The sequence below is a fragment of the Serratia sp. SM04 genome (genome assembly GCF_040280225.1).
In the GTDB taxonomy this organism is placed as follows: domain Bacteria; phylum Pseudomonadota; class Gammaproteobacteria; order Enterobacterales; family Enterobacteriaceae; genus Serratia; species Serratia sarumanii.
In genome coordinates this window covers 39,229-60,195 of record NZ_JBEOQT010000003.1, presented here as the reverse complement: position 1 = coordinate 60,195, position 20,967 = coordinate 39,229, and the positions used below count along the sequence as shown (strand labels likewise).

Sequence of the window (20,967 nt, the reverse complement as noted above, 5' to 3'; positions counted from 1 at the left end):
AGCCCCCTGCAAAGATTAAAGACTTTTCACGCTTTCCGCTTCTAACTCGCGGAAATATTTGACGGTTTTGACTTTCAGTTCCATGGTGGCCGGCTCGTCGCACACCACCACCGCTTTGGCGTGTAGCTGCAGGCAGCTGATGGTCCACATGTGGTTGATGTTGCCTTCCACCGCGGCCTCCAGCGCCTGCGCCTTGGCGTGGCCGGTCACCAGGATCATTACTTCTTCGGCATCCAGCAGCGTACCCACGCCGACGGTCAGCGCATATTTCGGCACCAGGCTGACGTCGCCGCCGAAGAAGCGCGAGTTGGCGATGCGGGTGTCTTCGGTCAGCGTTTTGATGCGGGTGCGCGAAGCCAGGGACGAAGCCGGTTCGTTGAACGCGATATGGCCGTCGATGCCCACGCCGCCCATGAACAGGTTAATTTTGCCGTAAGACTTGATCTTCTCTTCGTACTGGCGGCACTCGGCATCGACATCCGCGGCGTTGCCGTTCAGCAGGTTGATATTTTCACGAGGGATATCAACGTGATCAAAGAAGTTGCGGTACATGAAGGTGTGGTAGCTTTCCGGGTGTTCCTGCGGCAGGCCAACGTACTCGTCCATGTTGAAAGTCACAACATGCTTAAAGCTTACTTCACCTGCTTTGTGCATCGCAATCAGATGTTTGTAGGCTTCCAGCGGCGTGCCGCCGGTAGGCAGGCCGAGGACAAACGGGCGCTCTGCGGTTGGCTTGAATGCGTTGATGCGTTGAACGATATGACGCGCGGCCCATTTGCCGACTTGTGCGGTATCTTTCAGTGGGATAAGTCTCATCTAACACCTCTTGGGATAAGTAAACTAAAGCTATACTGTACGGGCCTGCGGGAGTCCTAAGCGTAACCCAGCTTTATGATTCTCGCGTGAATCGTCCGTCCGGTTGATTTTTTGAATGATAAAATAAGTTTTGTGTGATGGCCAGCAATCCGGGAGGGAAAGACTACTTTTTGGTGATATTTATCACAAAAAGGGAGGTTTTAATTTGCGATACAAAATAAATTTTTTACACTCGGCATGAGTGATACGTGCCATGCGTTGTTTCTAAAAAGGTAGTGAGAGCTCCAAATAAACTACTAATAGGGTCCGTCCGCGGACAACATAGGGGGAAAAGGTGAACATTCTTAGTTATTTGCAAAAGGTGGGACGGGCGCTGATGGTGCCGGTCGCCACGCTGCCCGCCGCCGCCATCTTGATGGGCGTTGGGTACTGGATTGACCCTGTTGGTTGGGGCGGCGACAACGCGCTCGCCGCTTTCTTCATTAAATCCGGCTCCGCTATCATCGACAACATGTCGGTGTTGTTCGCTATCGGCGTGGCCTACGGCATGTCCAAAGACAAGGACGGCGCCGCCGCGTTGACCGGCTTCGTCGGCTTCCTGGTGCTGACCACCCTCTGTTCACCGGCCGCCGTGTCGATGATTCAGAAGATCCCGCTCGATCAGGTGCCTGCCGCGTTCGGCAAGATCCAGAACCAGTTCGTCGGTATTCTGGTGGGTATCATCTCCGCCGAAGTGTACAACCGCTTCAGCGGCGTCGAGCTGCCTAAGGCGCTGTCGTTCTTCAGCGGCCGCCGCCTGGTGCCGATCCTCATTTCCTTCCTGATGATCCTGGTCGCTTTCATTCTGATGTACATCTGGCCGGTGATCTTCAACGGTCTGGTGAACTTCGGTGAACACATTCAGAAAATGGGTTCGGTCGGCGCCGGCATTTACGCCTTCTTCAACCGTTTGCTGATCCCGGTCGGCCTGCACCACGCGCTGAACTCGGTATTCTGGTTCGACGTGGCCGGCATCAACGATATTCCTAACTTCCTCGGCGGCCAGCAGTCAATCGAAGCCGGTAAAGCGGTTGTTGGCATCACCGGCCGTTATCAGGCGGGCTTCTTCCCGATCATGATGTTCGGTCTGCCGGGTGCAGCGCTGGCCATCTATCACTGCGCGCGTCCTGAAAACAAAGCCAAAGTGGCAGGCATCATGCTGGCGGCCGCGTTCGCCGCCTTCTTTACCGGCATCACCGAACCGCTGGAGTTCTCCTTCATGTTCGTGGCACCGGTGCTGTACGTGATCCACGCCGTGCTGACCGGTATCTCGGTGTTCATCGCCGCCAGCATGCACTGGATCGCCGGTTTCGGCTTCAGCGCCGGGCTGGTGGATATGGTGCTGTCGTCCCGCAACCCGCTGGCGACCCACTGGTACATGCTGATCCCGCAGGGCCTGGTGTTCTTCGTCATCTACTACGTGGTGTTCCGCTTCACCATCAAGAAATTCAACCTGATGACCCCGGGCCGCGAACTGGCGGTTGCCGGTGACGAAACCGACGGTTATGACGTCAACGTCGACAGCAACGCCGGTAAAGACGAAAACGAAACCACCACGCTGGCCCGTCGCTACGTCGGCGCGATCGGCGGTTCCGACAACCTGACCGGCATCGATGCCTGCATCACCCGCCTGCGTCTGAACGTGAAAGACTCCGCGCTGGTGAACGACGCCTTGGCGAAACGCCTCGGCGCATCCGGCGTTATCCGCCTGAATAAGCAGAGCGTGCAAGTGATCGTCGGCACCCGTGCTGAACTTATCGCCAGCGCAATGCGCAACGTGATTGCAGCCGGCCCGGTAGCGGCTGCGGCGGCACCGGCGGCGGCCCCTGCCGCGGAAGCCAAACCGCAGGCGGTACCGAACGCGCCGAAAGCCGCGTTTGAAACGCTGGTGGCGCCGGTGACCGGCGAAGTCGTGGCGCTCGATCAGGTGCCGGACGAAGCTTTCGCCAGCAAGGCGGTAGGCGACGGGCTGGCGATTCGCCCGACCGACAACATCGTCGTGGCGCCGGCGGACGGCACCGTGGTGAAAATCTTCAATACCAACCACGCGTTCTGCCTGGAAACCGACAAGGGCGCCGAGATCGTGGTGCACATGGGGATCGACACCGTCGCGCTGGAAGGCCAGGGCTTCAAACGCCTGGTGGAAGAGGGCGCGGAAGTGAAAGCCGGTCAACCGATTCTGGAACTGGATCTGGATTATCTGAACGCCAACGCGCGTTCGATGATAAGCCCGGTGGTGGTCAGCAACGCTGACGACTACGCCGGCCTGGCGGCGCTGGCCAGCGGCTCGGTGGTCGCCGGTCAGACCAAGCTGTACGAGATCCAAAAGTAAGGCCGTTTTTACCTGAGTAGTACCGGGGGCCGGCCACGCATCATGGCGGAGTTTGCCCCGATTTGGCGGGAAGAGAGCGATCTCTTCCCGCTTTTTTTATCCCGTTTCGCCCCACGGCGGTGCGCTGCGCGCCGAGGGGGCAACGCGCCGCATTTTTCGTGCAACAAACGGTTGTTTCCAGACGTGGCTTGTTGGATCATAGGCGGTTATGTGTAGCGCTTTGCATTGAGGAACAGTGAAATGAGTGAGGCTGAAGCCCGCCCAACCAATTTTATCCGTCAGATCGTCGATGAAGATCTGGCGTCGGGGAAACACACGTCGGTACATACCCGCTTCCCGCCGGAGCCTAACGGCTATCTGCATATCGGCCACGCCAAGTCCATCTGCCTGAACTTCGGCATCGCCAAGGACTATCAGGGCCAGTGCAACCTGCGTTTCGATGACACCAACCCGGTGAAAGAAGACATCGAGTTCGTGGAGTCAATCAAGCACGACGTGGAGTGGCTGGGCTTTGAGTGGAGCGGCAACGTTCGTTACTCCTCAGACTATTTCGATCAGCTGCACCAGTATGCGGTCGAGCTGATCACCAAGGGGCTGGCCTACGTCGATGAGCTGTCGCCGGAGCAGATCCGTGAATATCGCGGCACCCTGACCGCGCCGGGCAAAGACAGCCCGTACCGCGATCGCAGCGTGGAAGAGAACCTGGCGCTGTTCGAGAAGATGCGCAACGGCGAGTTCACCGAAGGCGCCGCCTGCCTGCGCGCCAAGATCGATATGGCTTCGCCGTTTATCGTGATGCGCGATCCGGTGCTGTACCGCATCAAGTTCGCCGAACACCACCAGACCGGCAATAAATGGTGCATCTACCCGATGTACGATTTCACCCACTGCATTTCCGATGCGCTGGAAGGGATCACCCATTCGCTGTGTACCCTGGAATTCCAGGATAACCGCCGTCTGTATGACTGGGTGTTGGATAACATCACCATTCCTTGCCACCCGCGTCAGTACGAGTTTTCGCGCCTCAACCTCGAATACGCCATCATGTCGAAGCGCAAGCTGAACCAGCTGGTGACCGAGAAGATCGTCGAAGGCTGGGACGACCCGCGGATGCCAACCGTCTCCGGTCTGCGCCGCCGCGGTTATACCGCCGCCTCGATTCGCGAGTTCTGCCTGCGCATCGGCGTGACCAAGCAAGACAACAACGTCGAGATGGTGGCGCTGGAATCCTGCATCCGTGACGATCTGAACGAGAACGCCCCGCGCGCCATGGCGGTGCTGGATCCGGTGAAAATCGTCATCGAGAACATGGGCGATGCGGTGGAAATGGTCACCATGCCTAACCATCCGAACAAGCCGGAAATGGGCAGCCGCGATGTGCCGTTCAGCCGCGAGATCTATATCGATCGCGCCGACTTCCGCGAAGAAGCCAACAAGCAGTACAAGCGCTTGGTTCTGGGCAAGGAAGTGCGTCTGCGCAATGCGTACGTGATCAAGGCCGAGCGCGTCGAGAAGGACGAAGCGGGCGAGATCGTCACCATCTTCTGCAGCTACGATGCGGAAACGTTGAGCAAAGATCCTGCCGACGGCCGCAAGGTGAAGGGCGTGATCCATTGGGTGTCCGCGGCGCACGCGCTGCCGGCGGAAATTCGCCTGTACGATCGCCTGTTCAGCGTGCCTAACCCGGGCGCGGCGGAAGATTTTCTCTCCACCATCAACCCGGAATCGCTGGTGATCAAGCACGGCTTCGTCGAGCCGAGCCTGGCGGCCGCACAGCCGGAGAAAGCCTATCAGTTCGAGCGTGAAGGTTACTTCTGCGCCGACAGTCGTTATTCGTCGGCCGAGCATCTGGTGTTTAACCGCACCGTCGGCCTGCGCGACACCTGGGCGAAAATCGAGGGCTAATCTTATTCGCCTCGAAAATTAATGAATCAGCGCGGCTTAGGCCGCGCTTTTTTTTTGCCTGTGGTTTCACCTGCGATCTATTCCTCTCTGATTTTAACCGGAGCGCGTTTAATTAATCACGGCGCATTAACCCATAAGCTTTCTGATATTGGCCTTGTTAGTCTTAATATTTGCTTATATATTCGTGATGCGAATTAATTTCATTTAGAGAGCGCTTTCAATTTTTATCGCCTGACTGACGGATTTAGTCAGGCTGAAACCATTAATCGTCTCTGGTTGACCTGGTATCTCAATTTATTCTGATTTAATTGAATTTTTTATTCGACACCTTCCATGATCACCGGCGTAACAAAATCTCACTGATATGTGCTCCTTGTCATACTTTGACAAATCTCCCGCATTTTTCATTTGATAATTCGCGTCGCGAAAAATAGTCTGTCTGTAGCAATTAGTGCTGTGGGAATAACATCTCGTCGGCAATATTTTTTACCCGTTCGGGTTTTTTATTGGCAGTCGTGCAGGGCAGTGGTGAACACAGGCGGCTGCAACTTTTAAGTTAAGTCAAAGAGGAATTTCAATATGGGTACGCACGGTGCTCAGCGTAAAACGCTGGCGCTCGCAGTCGCGGGCGCGCTGTTGGGAACAGGGTTTGCCATGGCGCCTGAGGCGAAAGCCGCAGGGTTTATCGATGATTCCACGCTGACCGGCGGCATCTATTACTGGCAACGTGAGCGCGACCGTAAAGATCTCAATCCGGACAGCAAGGATTACAACCAATACACCACCAACCTGTCGCACTCCACCGCCAACCTGAGCCTGGATTTCGCTTCGGGCTACGCCTGGGATATGTTCGGTCTGGACGTCGGTGCCTTCACCGCCATCGAGCTGGCGGAATCCAGCGCCAGCGGCCACCCGAACGAGATCGCGTTTTCCTCGAAAAACCGGACCTACGACGAAGACTATTCCGGTGACAAGGGCGGCATCAGCCTGTACAAAGCCGCCGCCAAATTCAAATACGGCCCGGTCTGGGCGCGCGCCGGCTATATTCAGCCGAGCGGCCAAACCCTGCTGGCGCCGCACTGGAGCTTTATGCCGGGCACCTATCAGGGGGCCGAAGCCGGCGCCAAGTTCGACTACGGCGATGCCGGCGCGTTGAGCTTCTCCTACATGTGGGCTGACAAATACAAGGCGCCGTGGCATATCGAGGTGGACGACTTCCGCCAGAACGACAGGAAAACCCGCGTCTCCTACCTGCACTCGCTGGGCGCCAAATACGATTTCAAAAACGATCTGGTGCTGGAAGCCGCCTTCGGCCAGGCGCAGGGATACGTGAATCAATACTTCACTAAAGCGTCTTACAAATTCGATCTGCTGGGCAACCCGCTGACCACCAGTTACCAGTTCTACGGTGCGGAAGACCGTATCAGCGACAAGAACGATCCAAACAGCATCTACGACGGCCTGGCCTGGCTGCAGGCGCTGACCTTCGGTTACACCACCGGGCAGTTCAACTGGCGTCTGGAAGGCACCATGGTCAAGGCGGAAGGTAACCAGGGCTTCTTCCTGCAGCGCATGACCCCAACCTACGCCTCATCCAACGGCCGCCTGGACGTGTGGTGGGACAACCGCTCCGACTTTAACGCCAACGGCGAGAAAGCGGTGTACGCCGGCGTGATGTATGACCTCAGCAACTGGAACCTGCCGGGCATGGCGGTCGGCGGCTCCTACGTTTACGCCTGGGACGCCAAGCCGAGCACCAACCCGATCTACGATCAAAGCCAGCGCCTGAAAGAGAGCGCCTGGAGCCTGGACGCGATGTACACCATCCAGGAAGGGCGCGCCAAGGGCACGCTGATCAAGCTGCACTACACCCAGTATGACAACCACACCAACATCCCGAGCTGGGGCGGCGGTTACGGCAACATCTTCCAGGACGAGAAAGACGTCAAGTTCATGGTCATCGCGCCATTCACCATCTTCTGATGCGTTCCCCGGCCTCGCCGCCGGGGGCAGTTAAGGGAATTCAACGATGAAAAAAATCATGCTGATGTTGGCGGCCGCCGCGGCCTTGAGCGCCTGCGCGCAACCCGCCGCGCCGCCGGAAGACGCCAAATTGAAGCAGGCTTACAGCGCCTGCATCAACACCGCCGAAGGTTCACCGGAGCGTCTGCAGCCCTGCAAGGCGGTGCTGAACGTGCTGAAACAAGAGAAGCAGCACCAGCAGTTCGCCGCGCAGGAAACGGTACGGGTGATGGATTATCAGAACTGCATTATGGCGGTTCACAGCGGCAACGGTCAGGCTTACGACGCCAAGTGCGGCAAGCTGTGGCAAGAAATTCGCGATAACAATAATTAAGAAGGACAAGAACATGAACGCATTCAAACTGAGCGCATTAGCCGCTTTGACAGCAACGATGGGATTCCTGGGCGGCATGGGAAACGCCATGGCCGATCAACAGCTGGTGGATCAACTGAGTCAGCTGAAGCTGAACGTAAAAATGCTGGATAACCGCGCCGGCGAAAACGGCGTGGATTGCGCGGCGCTGGGCGCCGACTGGGCCTCTTGCAACCGGGTGTTGTTCACCCTCAGCAACGACGGCCAGGCGATCGACGGCAAAGACTGGATCATCTATTTCCACAGCCCGCGCCAGACCCTGCGGGTGGACAACGACCAGTTCAAGATCGCTCACCTCACCGGCGATCTGTACAAGCTGGAGCCGACCGCCAAATTCAGCGGTTTCCCGGCCGGTAAGGCGGTGGAAATTCCAGTGGTGGCCGAATACTGGCAGCTGTTCAGAAACGACTTCCTGCCGCGCTGGTATGCCACGTCCGGCGACGCCAAGCCGAAAATGCTGGCGAATACCGATACCGAAAATCTGGATCAGTTCGTGGCGCCGTTCACCGGCGACCAGTGGAAGCGCACCAAGGACGACAAAAACATTCTGATGACGCCGGCTTCGCGCTTTGTCAGCAATGCCGATCTGCAGACGCTGCCTGCCGGCGCGCTGCGTGGCCAGATCGTGCCGACGCCGATGCAGGTGAAAGTGCACGCGCAGGATGCCGATCTGCGTAACGGCGTGGCACCGGATCTGAGCACGCTGGTCAAGCCGGCGGCGGACGCCGTCAACCAGCGCTTTGCGCTGCTGGGCGTGCCGGTTCAGGCCAACGGCTATCCTATCAAGACCGACATTCAGCCGGGTAAGTTTAAAGGCGCGATGGCGGTGTCAGGCGCCTATGAGTTGAAAATCGGCAAGAAAGAGGCGCGAGTGATCGGTTTCGATCAGGCCGGGGTGTTCTACGGGCTGCAGTCGATCCTGTCGTTAGTGCCGAGCGACGGCAGCGGCAAGATCGCCACGCTGGACGCCAGCGATGCGCCGCGCTTCGAGTATCGCGGCATTTTCCTCGACGTGGCGCGCAACTTCCATAAGAAGGACGCGGTGCTGCGCCTGCTGGATCAGATGGCGGCCTACAAGCTCAACAAATTCCACTTCCACCTGAGCGATGACGAAGGCTGGCGCATCGAGATCCCCGGTTTGCCTGAGCTGACGGAAGTCGGCGGCCAGCGCTGCCACGATCTGAGCGAAACCACCTGCCTGCTGCCGCAGTACGGCCAGGGGCCGGACGTCTACGGCGGCTTCTTCAGCCGTCAGGACTATATCGACATCATCAAATATGCCCAGGCGCGCCAGATTGAAGTGATCCCGGAGATCGACATGCCGGCGCACGCCCGCGCCGCGGTGGTCTCGATGGAAGCGCGCTATAAAAAGCTGCATGCCGCCGGGAAAGAGCAGGAGGCCAACGAATTCCGCCTGGTGGATCCGACCGATACCTCCAACACCACCTCCGTGCAGTTCTTTAACCGCCAGAGCTACCTGAACCCGTGCCTGGACTCTTCCCAGCGCTTTGTCGACAAGGTGATCGGCGAAATCGCCCAGATGCATAAAGAAGCCGGCCAGCCGATCAAGACCTGGCACTTCGGCGGCGACGAAGCGAAAAACATTCGCCTGGGCGCCGGCTATACCGACAAGGCGAAACCGGAGCCGGGCAAAGGCATCATCGATCAGAGCAACGAAGACAAGCCGTGGGCCAAGTCGCAGGTGTGCCAGACGATGATCAAAGAAGGCAAGGTGGCCGACATGGAGCACCTGCCGAGCTACTTCGGCCAAGAGGTCAGCAAGCTGGTGAAGGCGCACGGCATCGACAGAATGCAGGCCTGGCAGGACGGCCTGAAAGACGCCGAGAGCGCGAAGGCGTTCGCCACCTCGCGCGTGGGCGTCAACTTCTGGGATACCCTGTACTGGGGCGGTTTCGATAGCGTCAACGACTGGGCCAACAAAGGGTATGAAGTGGTGGTTTCCAACCCGGACTATGTCTATATGGACTTCCCTTACGAGGTGAACCCGGACGAGCGCGGTTACTACTGGGGCACCCGCTTCAGCGACGAGCGCAAGGTGTTCAGCTTTGCGCCGGACAACATGCCGCAGAACGCGGAAACCTCGGTCGACCGCGACGGCAACCCCTTCAGCGCCAAGAGCGACAAGCCGTGGCCGGGTGCCTACGGGCTGTCCGCTCAGCTGTGGAGCGAAACCCAGCGCACCGATCCGCAGATGGAATACATGATCTTCCCACGCGCGCTGTCGGTGGCGGAACGCGCCTGGCACCGCGCCGGTTGGGAGCAGGACTATCGCGCCGGCCGCGAATACAAAGGCGGGGAAACCCACTTTGTCGATACCAAGGCGCTGGAGAAAGACTGGCTGCGCTTCGCCAATATTCTGGGCCAGCGTGAACTGGCCAAGCTGGACAAAGGCGGCGTCGCTTACCGTCTGCCGGTGCCGGGCGCGCGCGTAGCGGGCGGCAAGCTGGAGGCGAATATCGCGCTGCCGGGATTGGGCATCGAGTATTCCACCGACGGCGGCAAGCAGTGGCAGCGCTATGACGCCAAGGCCAAACCGGCGGTTTCCGGTGACGTTCAGGTGCGTTCGGTCAGCCCGGACGGTAAACGCTACAGCCGCGCCGAGAAGGTTTAAGCCCGGTGCAACGGCCTGCTGCCCCGGCGGCAGGCCGTAAACGAAGGGGGAATGCGTCTGCCTTCGCGCGTGTCGGCGTGGGGCGGACGTTGAAGTGAGAGTAGTACGTGGAGTCGCAGTGCCGCTGCAATTGTGATATTTCATGACATGATTTTCCCCGGCTTGTCCGGGGATTTTTTTGCCCGTTGCACGGCGGGCATAAAAAAACCGCCTCGGTGTGAGGCGGTTTTTCATAGCCGGTCAGGCTTATTTCTTGTCGTGCAGCGTTTCGTCTTCACGACAGTCACCGGTTTCACAGTGGCCGTACAGGTACAGGCTGTGGTTGGTGAGCTTGATGCCGTGCTGCTTGGCGATATCACGCTGGCGCACTTCGATGGATTCGTCGCTGAATTCGATCACTTTGCCGCAGTCCAGACAAATCAGGTGATCGTGGTGATGCTGTTGGGTCAGCTCGAACACGGACTTGCCGCCTTCGAAATTGTGACGTGTCACAATGCCCGCATCGTCAAACTGGTTCAGTACGCGATAAACCGTTGCCAGCCCGATCTCTTCGCCCATATCAATCAGTTTTTTGTACAAATCTTCCGCACTGACGTGATGGCATTCCGGATTTTGCAGTACTTCCAGGATTTTGAGTCGCGGAAGCGTGACTTTTAAGCCGGCCTTCTTCAATGCGATGTTGTTGTCGGTCATGCGAATTCAGTCCTGTTACTATGCTAATCAAGTTGAGGCGTACTCGCCTGTGGCATCGGTCGGCACAAAGAGTTAATGCGTCTCATTATAGAACCGGTTGTACTAAATAGAAACCGCCGGTTGTTAACAAAGATATAATTGCACTATTGCATGTTTTGCATGCAACGCCTTGATGGATGGGATAAACCGATATCTCAGTCTACCGTGACGGGGTGGGAAGTTACAAATCTGTAGCTTCTATCGCAGCAATCCCTGCTGCCGATGACGGCCCTGTGGGCACACTATGCACTTTACAGGGCCTTTGTTCAACCTTTCGCCAGCGCCGGGGCTTAGCCGACGATATCGGCCAGGCTCAGCTCTTCGACGATCTGTTTGACCCAGGCGTCCACGCGCTCGTTGGTCAGCTCCGGCTGGCGGTCTTCGTCGATCGCCAAACCGATGAAGTGATCGTCGTCCGCCAGGCCTTTGGAGGCCTCGAAGTGGTAGCCCTTGGTCGGCCAGTGGCCCACGATGGCCGCGCCGCGCGGTTCGATGATGTCGCGGATGGTGCCCATCGCGTCACAGAAATATTCTGCGTAGTCTTCCTGGTCGCCGCAGCCGAACAGCGCCACCAGTTTGCCGTTGAAGTCGACTTCTTCCAGCGTCGGGAAGAAATCATCCCAGTCACACTGTGCTTCACCGTAGTACCAGGTCGGGATACCCAGCAGCAGGATATCGAACCCTTCCAGGTCTTCTTTGCTGCTTTTAGCGATGTCATGCACTTCAGAGACGTCGTCGCCAAACTGTTTCTGGAGAATTTTCTGGATCATTTTGGCAATGTTTTCGGTATTGCCAGTGTCGCTGCCAAAGAAAATGCCTACAGTAGCCATATCGCGTATAACCTTTAAATTCAAGTAATTGCATTACTCGACGCCGGCACTGCCGCCGCTGACGCCGATTAAAATGATGCCATGGCAAGAGCCTTTCGCCTCCGGGGCGGGCGCCGACAGGCGCAGTCTCTAGCCGGTAAATGCGTATCATGCCAGAAAGTGGCGCCGGGGTTTTATCGCATTTATGCGATGCCGGAGAATGAAGAAAAGCGTGGTCGATCCGGCGTTGTCCTTAACGCCGCGCCGCGCGTGCGGCCGAAGAGATCAATGTTCCGGCTGTTCTTCCGCCAGTTGCGCCAACAGCATCTGCTCGATGAGTTCGCTGCGGCTGATGTTGCGCTGTTCCGCCAGTTTGTTCAGGGCGTCCACCGCATCCGCGTTGATTTTCAGCTCTACGCGCCGCAATCCACGCACTTTATCGCGCCGTAACTGATTGCGCTTATTGATTCTAAGCTGTTCATCGCGGGAGAGCGGGTTGGTTTTCGGGCGCCCCGGACGGCGTTCATCTGCGAACAGATCCAGCGTCGTGCGATCCGTTTGTTCTTTTGCCATAGGTAGCGGTACTGCAAGGGAGTTTGCATCAAAAAGCGCTCACACGCTTCCGGAGGCATCGGTTAACACACTTCGGGCCAATAAACCCTAACCCAAATTCACCCCCGAACCGGCGTTCGTGAACGCGCTGGCGCGGCGGCAAAATTATAGCGCGCCATATTACCCCAGCAGATGGAGCGGCGACAATGCCTAACTGCGGGCTAAACGCGCTAAGCCGTTATCTTTAGCGCGTTTTTTCGCCAGGAAAGCGTGTTTTTCAGGCTTCGTCGAGGAAACGGTGGATGGCGCGCAGCACCGCTTCCGGTTTTTCGGCGTGGACCCAATGGCCGGTGCCGGCGACGACGTGCGCGCGGGCCTGCGGGAACTGGCGGGCGATGTCCGCACGGTAACTGTCCTGCACGTACGGCGACAGGCCGCCGCGAATGAACAGGGTCGGGTGCGGCCAGGCCGGGACTTCCTGCCAGCCGGTGATGTCTTCGTAGCGTGCGATCAGCACCGGCAGGTTGAAGCGCCATTCGCCGTTGTGGAAGGACTTCAGCAGGAACTGGATCACGCCTTCTTCCTGCAGGTAGTCGCGCATCAGCTCGGCGGCCGCCTGGCGCTGGGTGATGCCGGCGGCGCTGACGGCCTTCAGCGCGGCGAAGATCTCGTCGTGACGGCGGGTCTGGTAATCCACCGGCGCGACGTCGATAACGATCAGCTTGGCGACACGCTCGGGCGCGATGGCGGTCAGCGCCATCGCCGCTTTGCCGCCCATCGAATGGCCGATGACGATCGCTTTCTCCAGCTGCAGTTCGTCGAGCAGCGCCAGCAGATCCTGTGCCATGGCGGGATAGTTCATGTCGTCGGCGCGCGGGGAGAGGCCGTGATTGCGCAGATCGACCTTGATCACCGTGTGCTGTTTATGCAGATCGCGCGCCAGCACGCCCAGGTTGTCCAGATTGCCGAACAGCCCGTGGATCAGCAGCACCGGCAGCGCGTCTGACTCGGCGGCCAGCAGTTGATAATGTAATTTCATGGCGAAGTTCATACTGAGAGAGATTCAGATTAGGGTATCATGATTGAATCGCACGATGAATCATGCGGAATTTTCGCGGCGCGGGCTTGGCAGTGCCGGCTATAGGTATTAGTCTGCATTTGCCGTCCGGAGGCACATTGTTGTGTTCGCCCCAGCGCTTTTAACCTTATAATCCCATGGCTTGAATGCAGGATCTGGCTTCAGGTTCTAAGTAGAAAAAACAGTATTGGATAAAGATGAAAACTATTGAAGTCGACGAAGAGCTTTACCGTTATATTGCCAGCCACACGCAACACATCGGTGAAAGCGCGTCCGATATTTTACGCCGCATGTTGAAATTCACCGCCGGGCAGCCGGTGCGCGCGTTGCCTGCCGCCAGTGCCCCGCAGTCCGTCGAGCTGGAAAAAGCGGCGCCGGCGCAGCGTCCGCGCGATCGCGTGCGCGCCATGCGTGAGCTGCTGTTATCGGATGAATACGCCGAGCAGAACAAAGCGGTCAACCGTTTCATGCTGGTGCTGTCCACGCTGTACACCCTCGATGCCGCCGGTTTCGCCGCCGCCACCGAGGCGTTGACCGGCCGTACCCGCACCTATTTCGCCGGCGATCAGCAGACCCTGCTGGCCAACGGCACGCATACCAAGCCGAAGCATGTACCGGGCACCCCTTACTGGGTGATCACCAATACCAATACCGGCCGCAAACGCAGCATGATCGAACACATCATGCAGGCCATGCAGTTCCCGGCGGAACTGATCGAGAAAGTTTGCGGTACCGTCTAATTTAGCGAACAGCCCGTCATGCTGGCCGTGCGCGACGTATTGCCCGGTCACCGACAGGGATGAGGGAGATATGTCGATGGCGAATAATCCACGTGCCGGGCAGCCCGCCCGCCAAAGCGATCTGATCAACGTAGCCCAGCTGACGTCGCAGTACTATGTGCTGCAACCTGAAGCCGGCAATGCCGCACACGCGGTGAAGTTTGGCACCTCCGGCCACCGCGGCAGCGCGCAGCGCCACAGCTTCAACGAAGCGCACATCCTCGCCATCGCTCAGGCGATCGCCGAAGTTCGTCATCAGCAGGGCACCACCGGCCCGTGCTACGTGGGCAAAGACACCCATGCGCTGTCTGAGCCGGCCTTCATTTCCGTGCTGGAAGTGCTGACCGCCAACGGCGTCGATGTGATCGTGCAGGAAAATAACGGTTTCACGCCAACGCCGGCGGTATCGCACGCCATTCTGTGCCACAACCGCCGCGGCGGCGCGCAGGCCGACGGCATCGTCATTACGCCGTCCCACAACCCGCCGGAAGACGGCGGCATCAAATACAATCCGCCGAACGGCGGCCCGGCTGACACCAACCTGACGTCGGTGATCGAGAAGCGCGCCAACGAACTGCTGGCGCAGCAGCTGAAAGGCGTTCAGCGCCAGTCGCTGGACAAGGCCTGGAACAGTGGCCACCTGCACGCCAAAGACCTGGTGCAGCCTTATGTCGAAGGCCTGGTTGAGGTGGTCGACATGCCGGCCATTCAACGCGCCGGCCTGAAGCTGGGAGTGGATCCGCTCGGCGGCTCCGGCATCGCCTATTGGCAGCGCGTGGCGGAACACTACAAGCTGGATCTGACGCTGGTGAACGATTCCATCGATCAGACCTTCCGCTTTATGCACCTGGATCACGACGGCATCATCCGCATGGACTGCTCGTCCGAGTCGGCGATGGCCGGCCTGCTGGCGCTGCGCGACAAATTCGATCTGGCGTTCGCCAACGATCCGGATTACGACCGCCACGGCATTGTCACGCCGAAAGGCCTGATGAACCCGAACCACTATCTGGCGGTAGCCATCAACTACCTGTTCCAACATCGCCCGCAGTGGGGCGCCGATGTCGCAGTCGGTAAAACGCTGGTGTCCAGCGCGATGATCGACCGCGTGGTGGCCGACCTGGGCCGCAAGCTGGTGGAAGTGCCGGTCGGTTTCAAATGGTTTGTGGACGGCCTGTTCGACGGCAGCCTGGGCTTCGGCGGCGAAGAGAGCGCCGGGGCTTCGTTCCTGCGCTTCAACGGCCAGCCGTGGTCGACGGACAAAGACGGCATCATCATGTGCCTGCTGGCGGCTGAAATCACCGCGGTAACCGGTGAGAATCCGCAGCATCACTATGACGATCTGGCCAAGCGTTTCGGTGCGCCGAGCTATAACCGCATCCAGGCGCCGGCAACCCATGCGCAGAAAGCGGCGCTGTCCAAGCTGTCGCCGGAGATGGTCAAGGCCAGTACGCTGGGCGGGGATCCGATCACCGCACGTTTGACCGCGGCACCGGGTAACGGCGCCTCGATCGGCGGGCTGAAAGTGATGACCGACAACGGCTGGTTCGCGGCCCGTCCTTCCGGTACCGAAGAGGCTTACAAGATCTATTGCGAGAGCTTCCTCGGCGCGGAACACCGCGAGAAGATTGAGCATGAAGCGGTCGAAATCGTCAGCGAAGTGCTGGCTTCCGCCAAGTAATCACTTTCCCTGATTGATAAAAAGCGCTGTTTTTACAGCGCTTTTTTTATGCCTGAAATTTAGATATATCTTTTTATCGGTGCGCGCTTGCGCATTTAGATATATCGATCTAGATTAGCGTTATCGACGCTGTTTAGATATATCTAAACAACCTCGTATTGATGTTCACTGTTAAAGCGAGGTATCACCCTATGTTTCATCGATTAGGTTTACACCGGCATCACCATCACCATCATGAATGTGAAGAGGGCCGCCGTCATCGCGGCGGGCGCCATCATTTCGGCGGCGACGGCGAAGAGCACGGCCGGGGTGGGCGCGGCGGCCGGGGCGGGCGTCATCGTCTGTTCGAACACGGCGATCTGCGCCTGGTGTTGCTGGCGCTGGTGGCGCGCAAGCCCAGCCACGGCTATGAGCTGATCAAGGCGATCGAGGAAGCCTCTTCCGGCCTGTATGTGCCGAGCCCGGGGGTGATTTACCCCACGCTGACGCTGCTGGAAGAGCAGGATTTCCTTGAGCCGCTCACCACCGGCAACGGCCGCAAAAGCTACCGCATCACCGCCGCGGGCGAGGGCGAGCTGCAAAAGCATCAACAGGCGGTTGACGTCATTCTGGCGCGCCTGGCGGGCGCCGGCCGCGAGCATCATCGGCACGGCAACCTGGCGGAAGGCATCTACGACGCCATGAACCGCCTGCGCAGCCTGCTGCGCGGCAACGTGATGCGCGCCGATCTTACGCCGCAGCAGGTGGAGCGCATCAACGCCGCGTTGCTGACCGCCGTGGCGGCGATCGAAAGCGAAATGCATATTCAACCCACGCAGCAGGAGAAGAACTGATGCCCGGCCACCGTTTTACTATTACCGTTGAAGCCCTGAGCGATCGCCAGGGCAATCCCGTCGAGAAAGCGCCGCTGAGTTTTGAAGTGACCAACCACGACGATATTCTCGAGATCGTCGAGCGTATCCGGGCGCGTGACGATCTGAACTTCGGCCCCGAGCAGAGCGCGGCCTTCGCCGTGGGATTGAAGCTGTTCTCCGAAGTGATGATCGAAAACCGCAAACACCCGGTGTTCGCTCCGCTGCGCGATGCGTTTAAGGAATTTATGGTCGGATTGAAGAAAGGCCCGGCGGCGTAAAGGCGCGGCACACCGCGCCCGCCGGGGTTAAGGCATGAAGCGGTAGCCGACGCCGGTTTCGGTCAGCAGGTGTTTGGGCCGGGCCGGATCGGCTTCCAGCTTCTGCCGCAGATGGCCCATGTAGATGCGCAGGTAGTGGCTGTGCTCCACGTAGTTCGGCCCCCAGACGTGGCTCAACAGCTGACGTTGGGTGATCACCTTGCCGGCGTTGGCCAGCAGTTCCGCCAGCAGGCGAAACTCGATCGGCGTCAGGTGCAGGTCTTCGTCGTTGCGCAGCACCCGGCGATTCACCAGATCGACGGTGATCGCTGAAAAACTCACCAGCGGGCTTTCCTGCTGGCTGGCGGAGTGGCGGCGCAGCGCGACCCGCACCCGCGCCAGCAGCTCGCCGATGCCGAACGGTTTGCTGAGGTAGTCGTCGGCGCCGGCGTCCAGCGCGGCTATCTTGTCCTCCTCGGCGTTGCGCGCCGACAGCACGATCACCGGAATGGCGCTCCACTGCCGCAGATCGCGGATGTAGCTCAGCCCGTCGCCATCCGGCAACCCCAAATCAAGGATGATCAGATCCGGTTTGCGCGTGCCGGCTTCAATCAGTCCGCGCTGCAGCGTTTCACTTTCAAACACCCGCAGGCCTTCGCTCTCCAGCGCGGTGCGTACGAAGCGGCGGATCTCTTTTTCATCTTCAACAATCAGAATGTTGGTTGGCGTTATGCTCACGTTTCCCCTGCGTTGATTACAGATCGAAGGCGTCGCCGTCGATCTCGGGCGGTTTTTCCAGCGGCAGCACGAAGCGGAAGCTGGCGCCGCCGTTGGCGCCGTTTTCCGCCCAGATGCGGCCATCATGCACTTCAATAATGGCACGGCAAATCGCTAACCCCAAGCCGACGCCGGGGATCGCCGACTCTTTATTGCCGCGTGAAAACTTGTCGAAAATCAGCTGCAGCTGATCGGCGGGGATGCCGGGGCCGTTATCCCAGACCTCGACTTCCAGCCACTCGGGCAGCGTGCGGGCGCGAATGCCGATGGTGGCCTCGGCGCCGGCGTATTTATTGGCGTTTTCCAACAGGTTGGTGAACACCCGTTCCAGCAGGCTGCCGTCGCAGTTGACCAGGATCTGTTCCGGCGGCAGCTCGACCACGATCGGATGCTGGCTGAGCAGCGGCTCCAGCATGTGCAGCGAGGCGCCGACGATCTCTTCCAGCGACTGCCACTCTTTCCGCAGGCTGAAACCGCCGGACTGGATGCGCGCCATATCCAGCAGGTTATTCACCAGCCGGGTGGTGCTCAGCACCTGCTGGCGGATCTGGCTGGCCTGGGTGGCGTGATTGGAGCCTTCGGCCGCCAGATCCAGCGTGAGGATTTCCGCCTGGCCGAACAGCACGGTCAGCGGCGTGCGCAGATCGTGCGACAGCGCCGCCAGCAGCGAGTTGCGCAGCTGTTCGCGCTCGGCGTCCAGCTTGGCTTCTTCGGCGCTGCGCGCCAGGTGCAGCCGCTCCAGTGCGCTGGCGATCAGCACCGTGAAGGTCTGCAGCAGCCGCTGCTGTTCCGGCACCATCAGCTGGCGCAGGTTGTTGGGCTCGATCGCCAGCAGGCCGAAGGTCTGCTTGGGGGTATTGAGCGGCAGCAGCTGGTAAGGCACACCGGGCAGGGTGTCGGTGCCGGCGCCGGCCGGCAGGCCTTTGTCGAAGCTCCAGCGCGCGATGGCTTCATCTACCGACAGCAGCCCGCCTTCCTCGCCGACCATCTGTTGCAGGCGGCCGTTTTCCTGCGGCAGCAGCAGCACGGTTTTCGCCTGGAAACTGCTGGAGAGGAAGTGACGGCTGGTGTTGGCGATGTCGGCCACGGTCAGCGCGCGGCTCAGCCCGCGCGACATTTCGTACAGGTGACGCGCCCGCTGCTCGCGGTAGCGCGCCACCCGGGCCTGATAACGCACCCCGGCGGTCAGGTTGCCGATGATGATGCCGACGGCGAGCATCACGCCGAAGGTCAGTAGATACTGCATATCGCTGACGGCGAACGACCATTCGGGCTGGACGAAGAACAGATCGAAGCTGGCGACGTTGATCACCGCCGCCAGCACCGACGGCCAGCGGCCGAAGAACAGCGCGACGATCGCCACGCCGAGCAGATAGATCATCACCAGGTTGGCCTGATCGAAGCCCGGCAGCAGCCACTGCGAGAGCAGGGTGATCAGCGCGCACAGCGCCACCGCCACCGCGCAGCCGCGCAGCTGCATGCGCCATTTCTCATTGAAGCTGCGGCCGTCGTGCTCCTTGCCCGGCGGCGGCTGCGCGGCGTCGTTTTCCAGCGCCACGATCACCAGATCGAGATCCGGGCCCAGCCGGCCGAGGCGATCGGCGAAGCTGCCGCGCAGCTTCCAGCGCTGTTCGCTGCGGCGGCCGATGATGATTTTGCCGAGGTTATGCTCGCGGGCGTAGCGCAGCACCGCGCGCTCTTCGGACGGATCGGCCAAGGTGGCGGTTTCTGCCCCCAGCTCCTGCGCCAGCCGCAGCGCGCGCAGAATGGCGCGGCGCTGGTTTTCCGGCAGCCGGTGCAGCTTGGGGGTTTCCACATAGACCGCATGCCAGTGGCAGCCAAGCCGCGCCGCCAGTCGGGCGGCGATGCGCACCAGCTTTTCGTTGCCGCTGTTGTGGCCGACGCACAGCAGAATGCTGTCGCGGGTATGCCACACTTTCTCGCGCCCCTGGGTATCGCGAAACTCGCGCATCTGATCATCGACCCGATCGGCGGTGCGGCGCAGCGCCAGCTCACGCAGGGCGATCAGGTTGCCTTTGCGAAAGAAGTGCTCGATGGCGCGCTCGGCCTGACCGGGAATATACACTTTGCCTTCGTGCAGCCGCCGGCGCAGATCGTCCGGCGGCAGATCGACCAGCACCACTTCGGCGGCTTCGTCAAACACGTGGTCGGGCACCGTTTCGCGCACCCGCACGCCGGTCACGCCGCCCACGACGTCGTTCAGGCTTTCCAGATGCTGCACGTTGACGGTAGTCAGCACGTCGATGCCGGCGTCCAGAAGCTCTTCCACATCCTGCCAGCGTTTGGGGTGGCGCGAACCCTGGGCGTTGCTGTGCGCCAGTTCGTCCATCAGCACCAGCGCCGGGTGGCGCGCCAGCGCAGCGTCGAGATCGAATTCATGCACCAGCCGGCCGCGATGCTGGATGCGTTTTTGCGGCAGCAGCGACAGGCCGTCGAGCAGGGCGGCGGTCTCGCTGCGGCCGTGGGTTTCCACCACGCCGACCAGCACGTCCAGCCCCTGAGCGCGCAAACGCTGGGCCTCCTGCAGCATGGCGTAGGTTTTGCCCACGCCGGCGCAGGCGCCGAAGAATACCTTCAACCGGCCGCGCGGTTTTTCATTGGCCAGCGCCAGCAGGCTATCGGGATCGGGGCGCTGCTGCTCTTCTTCGACCATGACAATTCCTTGTGTTACCAAGCAAAAAGGGGTTCGGCATGCCGAACCCTATCACTATGCTGAATACGGCGCGTTACTTCAACGCATCCAGCGCCAGGTTCAGCTCCAGCACGTTGACCACCGATTCCCCCATGAAGTTGGGCGTGGCCCGATCGGTATTGTCGTCGATCAGTTTGGCGACCTGTTCCGGCGGCAGATGACGCGCCGCCGCGACCCGCGCCAGCTGATATTGCGCGGCGGCGATCGAGATCTGCGGATCCAACCCGCTGCCGGAGGCGGTCAGCAGATCGACCGGGATCGGGCCGCTCATTGCCGGGTTGGCCTGGCGCAGCTGCGCTGCGCGTTCGGCGATAGCCTTATCCAGCGCCGGGTTGGTGGCCGCCAGGTTGCTGCCGGCGGAGGCCTGTGGATTATAGGCCGAATCGCCGGTGGCCGACGGGCGGCCCCAGAAATAGTCGGCGCGCGTAAAGTTCTGGCCGATCAGCGCGGAGCCGACCGCCTTGTCGCCTTGGTACAGCAGCGAGCCGTTGGCCGCGGCCGGAAACAGCAGCTGCGCCAGCCCGGTGGTCAGCAGCGGATAGGCGATGCCGGTGATCAGCGTCAGCAAAATCAGCATCACCAGCGCAGGTCGTAAATAAGTCATGTTCATTTCCCT

General features: G+C 59.8%; 17 protein-coding genes. 9 read left to right on the top strand and 8 right to left on the bottom strand.

The genetic code is table 11. From position 1 onward, the window contains the following. Positions 1-15 precede the first annotated feature (15 nt). The gene (gene nagB / locus ABTW55_RS05885; protein WP_004939952.1) at positions 16-816 is read right to left on the bottom strand and encodes a glucosamine-6-phosphate deaminase; all 801 of its coding nucleotides are present in this window, start codon (positions 814-816) and stop codon (positions 16-18) included. Positions 817-1,150: 334 nt separating this feature from the next. Between nagB and nagE the strand changes: the two genes are divergently transcribed. The 5 genes from nagE to ABTW55_RS05860 all read left to right on the top strand — a co-directional run bounded on the left by nagE (position 1,151) and on the right by ABTW55_RS05860 (position 10,119). After that, the gene (gene nagE, locus ABTW55_RS05880; protein WP_033647186.1) at positions 1,151-3,187 is read left to right on the top strand and encodes an N-acetylglucosamine-specific PTS transporter subunit IIBC; all 2,037 of its coding nucleotides are present in this window, start codon (positions 1,151-1,153) and stop codon (positions 3,185-3,187) included. A 240-nt stretch (positions 3,188-3,427) separates the two neighbouring features. Next, positions 3,428-5,092 (top strand): glutamine--tRNA ligase, encoded by a 1,665-nt coding sequence (gene glnS / locus ABTW55_RS05875; RefSeq protein ID WP_060420301.1) that lies wholly within the window; start codon positions 3,428-3,430, stop codon positions 5,090-5,092. A 579-nt stretch (positions 5,093-5,671) separates the two neighbouring features. After that, a complete protein-coding gene (locus ABTW55_RS05870) occupies positions 5,672-7,075 on the top strand; it encodes an OprD family outer membrane porin (RefSeq protein WP_033655304.1) in 1,404 nt (467 codons plus the stop codon). A 46-nt stretch (positions 7,076-7,121) separates the two neighbouring features. Continuing rightward, positions 7,122-7,448, top strand: a complete 327-nt coding sequence (chiQ, locus tag ABTW55_RS05865; RefSeq protein ID WP_004939944.1) for a ChiQ/YbfN family lipoprotein — start codon at positions 7,122-7,124, stop codon at positions 7,446-7,448. A gap of 13 nt (positions 7,449-7,461) precedes the next feature. Further along, entirely contained in the window at positions 7,462-10,119 is a 2,658-nt protein-coding gene (locus tag ABTW55_RS05860; RefSeq protein WP_060420299.1) for a beta-N-acetylhexosaminidase, read from the top strand. Between the two features lie 246 nt (positions 10,120-10,365). Here the strand turns inward: ABTW55_RS05860 and fur are convergent, their stop codons facing one another. The 4 genes from fur to ybfF form a co-directional block, all read right to left on the bottom strand. Next, positions 10,366-10,812, bottom strand: a complete 447-nt coding sequence (gene fur, locus ABTW55_RS05855) for a ferric iron uptake transcriptional regulator (protein ID WP_019454058.1) — start codon at positions 10,810-10,812, stop codon at positions 10,366-10,368. 329 nt (positions 10,813-11,141) lie between these two features. After that, positions 11,142-11,681, bottom strand: a complete 540-nt coding sequence (gene fldA / locus ABTW55_RS05850; protein WP_025301862.1) for a flavodoxin FldA — start codon at positions 11,679-11,681, stop codon at positions 11,142-11,144. Positions 11,682-11,945: 264 nt separating this feature from the next. Further along, a complete protein-coding gene (gene ybfE / locus ABTW55_RS05845) occupies positions 11,946-12,233 on the bottom strand; it encodes a LexA regulated protein (RefSeq protein WP_004939936.1) in 288 nt (95 codons plus the stop codon). 256 nt (positions 12,234-12,489) lie between these two features. After that, positions 12,490-13,263 carry an esterase gene (ybfF, locus tag ABTW55_RS05840; protein ID WP_079656284.1) on the bottom strand — a complete coding sequence of 258 codons (774 nt, stop codon included), beginning with the start codon at positions 13,261-13,263 and terminating at the stop codon, positions 12,490-12,492. 224 nt (positions 13,264-13,487) lie between these two features. Here ybfF and seqA point away from each other — a divergent pair, with 224 nt between their 5' ends. From seqA to ABTW55_RS05820, 4 genes are all read left to right on the top strand, one after another. Beyond that, positions 13,488-14,030: a replication initiation negative regulator SeqA gene (gene seqA / locus ABTW55_RS05835; RefSeq protein WP_033637454.1), complete on the top strand. Its 543-nt coding sequence runs from the start codon at positions 13,488-13,490 to the stop codon at positions 14,028-14,030. Between the two features lie 76 nt (positions 14,031-14,106). Continuing rightward, the gene (gene pgm / locus ABTW55_RS05830; protein ID WP_033638690.1) at positions 14,107-15,750 is read left to right on the top strand and encodes a phosphoglucomutase (alpha-D-glucose-1,6-bisphosphate-dependent); all 1,644 of its coding nucleotides are present in this window, start codon (positions 14,107-14,109) and stop codon (positions 15,748-15,750) included. Positions 15,751-15,941: 191 nt separating this feature from the next. Continuing rightward, positions 15,942-16,583 (top strand): PadR family transcriptional regulator, encoded by a 642-nt coding sequence (locus ABTW55_RS05825; RefSeq protein ID WP_060420297.1) that lies wholly within the window; start codon positions 15,942-15,944, stop codon positions 16,581-16,583. Next, positions 16,583-16,882, top strand: coding sequence for a DUF3861 domain-containing protein (locus tag ABTW55_RS05820; protein ID WP_033655173.1), 300 nt, complete (start codon positions 16,583-16,585; stop codon positions 16,880-16,882). Before ABTW55_RS05825 ends, ABTW55_RS05820 begins: the two co-directional genes overlap by 1 nt. Before the next feature lie 27 nt (positions 16,883-16,909). Here the strand turns inward: ABTW55_RS05820 and kdpE are convergent, their stop codons facing one another. The 3 genes from kdpE to kdpC form a co-directional block, all read right to left on the bottom strand. Then, positions 16,910-17,599 carry a two-component system response regulator KdpE gene (gene kdpE, locus ABTW55_RS05815; protein ID WP_033637458.1) on the bottom strand — a complete coding sequence of 230 codons (690 nt, stop codon included), beginning with the start codon at positions 17,597-17,599 and terminating at the stop codon, positions 16,910-16,912. Between the two features lie 16 nt (positions 17,600-17,615). Further along, positions 17,616-20,312 (bottom strand): two-component system sensor histidine kinase KdpD, encoded by a 2,697-nt coding sequence (kdpD, locus tag ABTW55_RS05810; RefSeq protein ID WP_060420295.1) that lies wholly within the window; start codon positions 20,310-20,312, stop codon positions 17,616-17,618. Between the two features lie 73 nt (positions 20,313-20,385). Then, a complete protein-coding gene (gene kdpC / locus ABTW55_RS05805; protein WP_060422269.1) occupies positions 20,386-20,955 on the bottom strand; it encodes a potassium-transporting ATPase subunit KdpC in 570 nt (189 codons plus the stop codon). Positions 20,956-20,967: the final 12 nt, after the last annotated feature.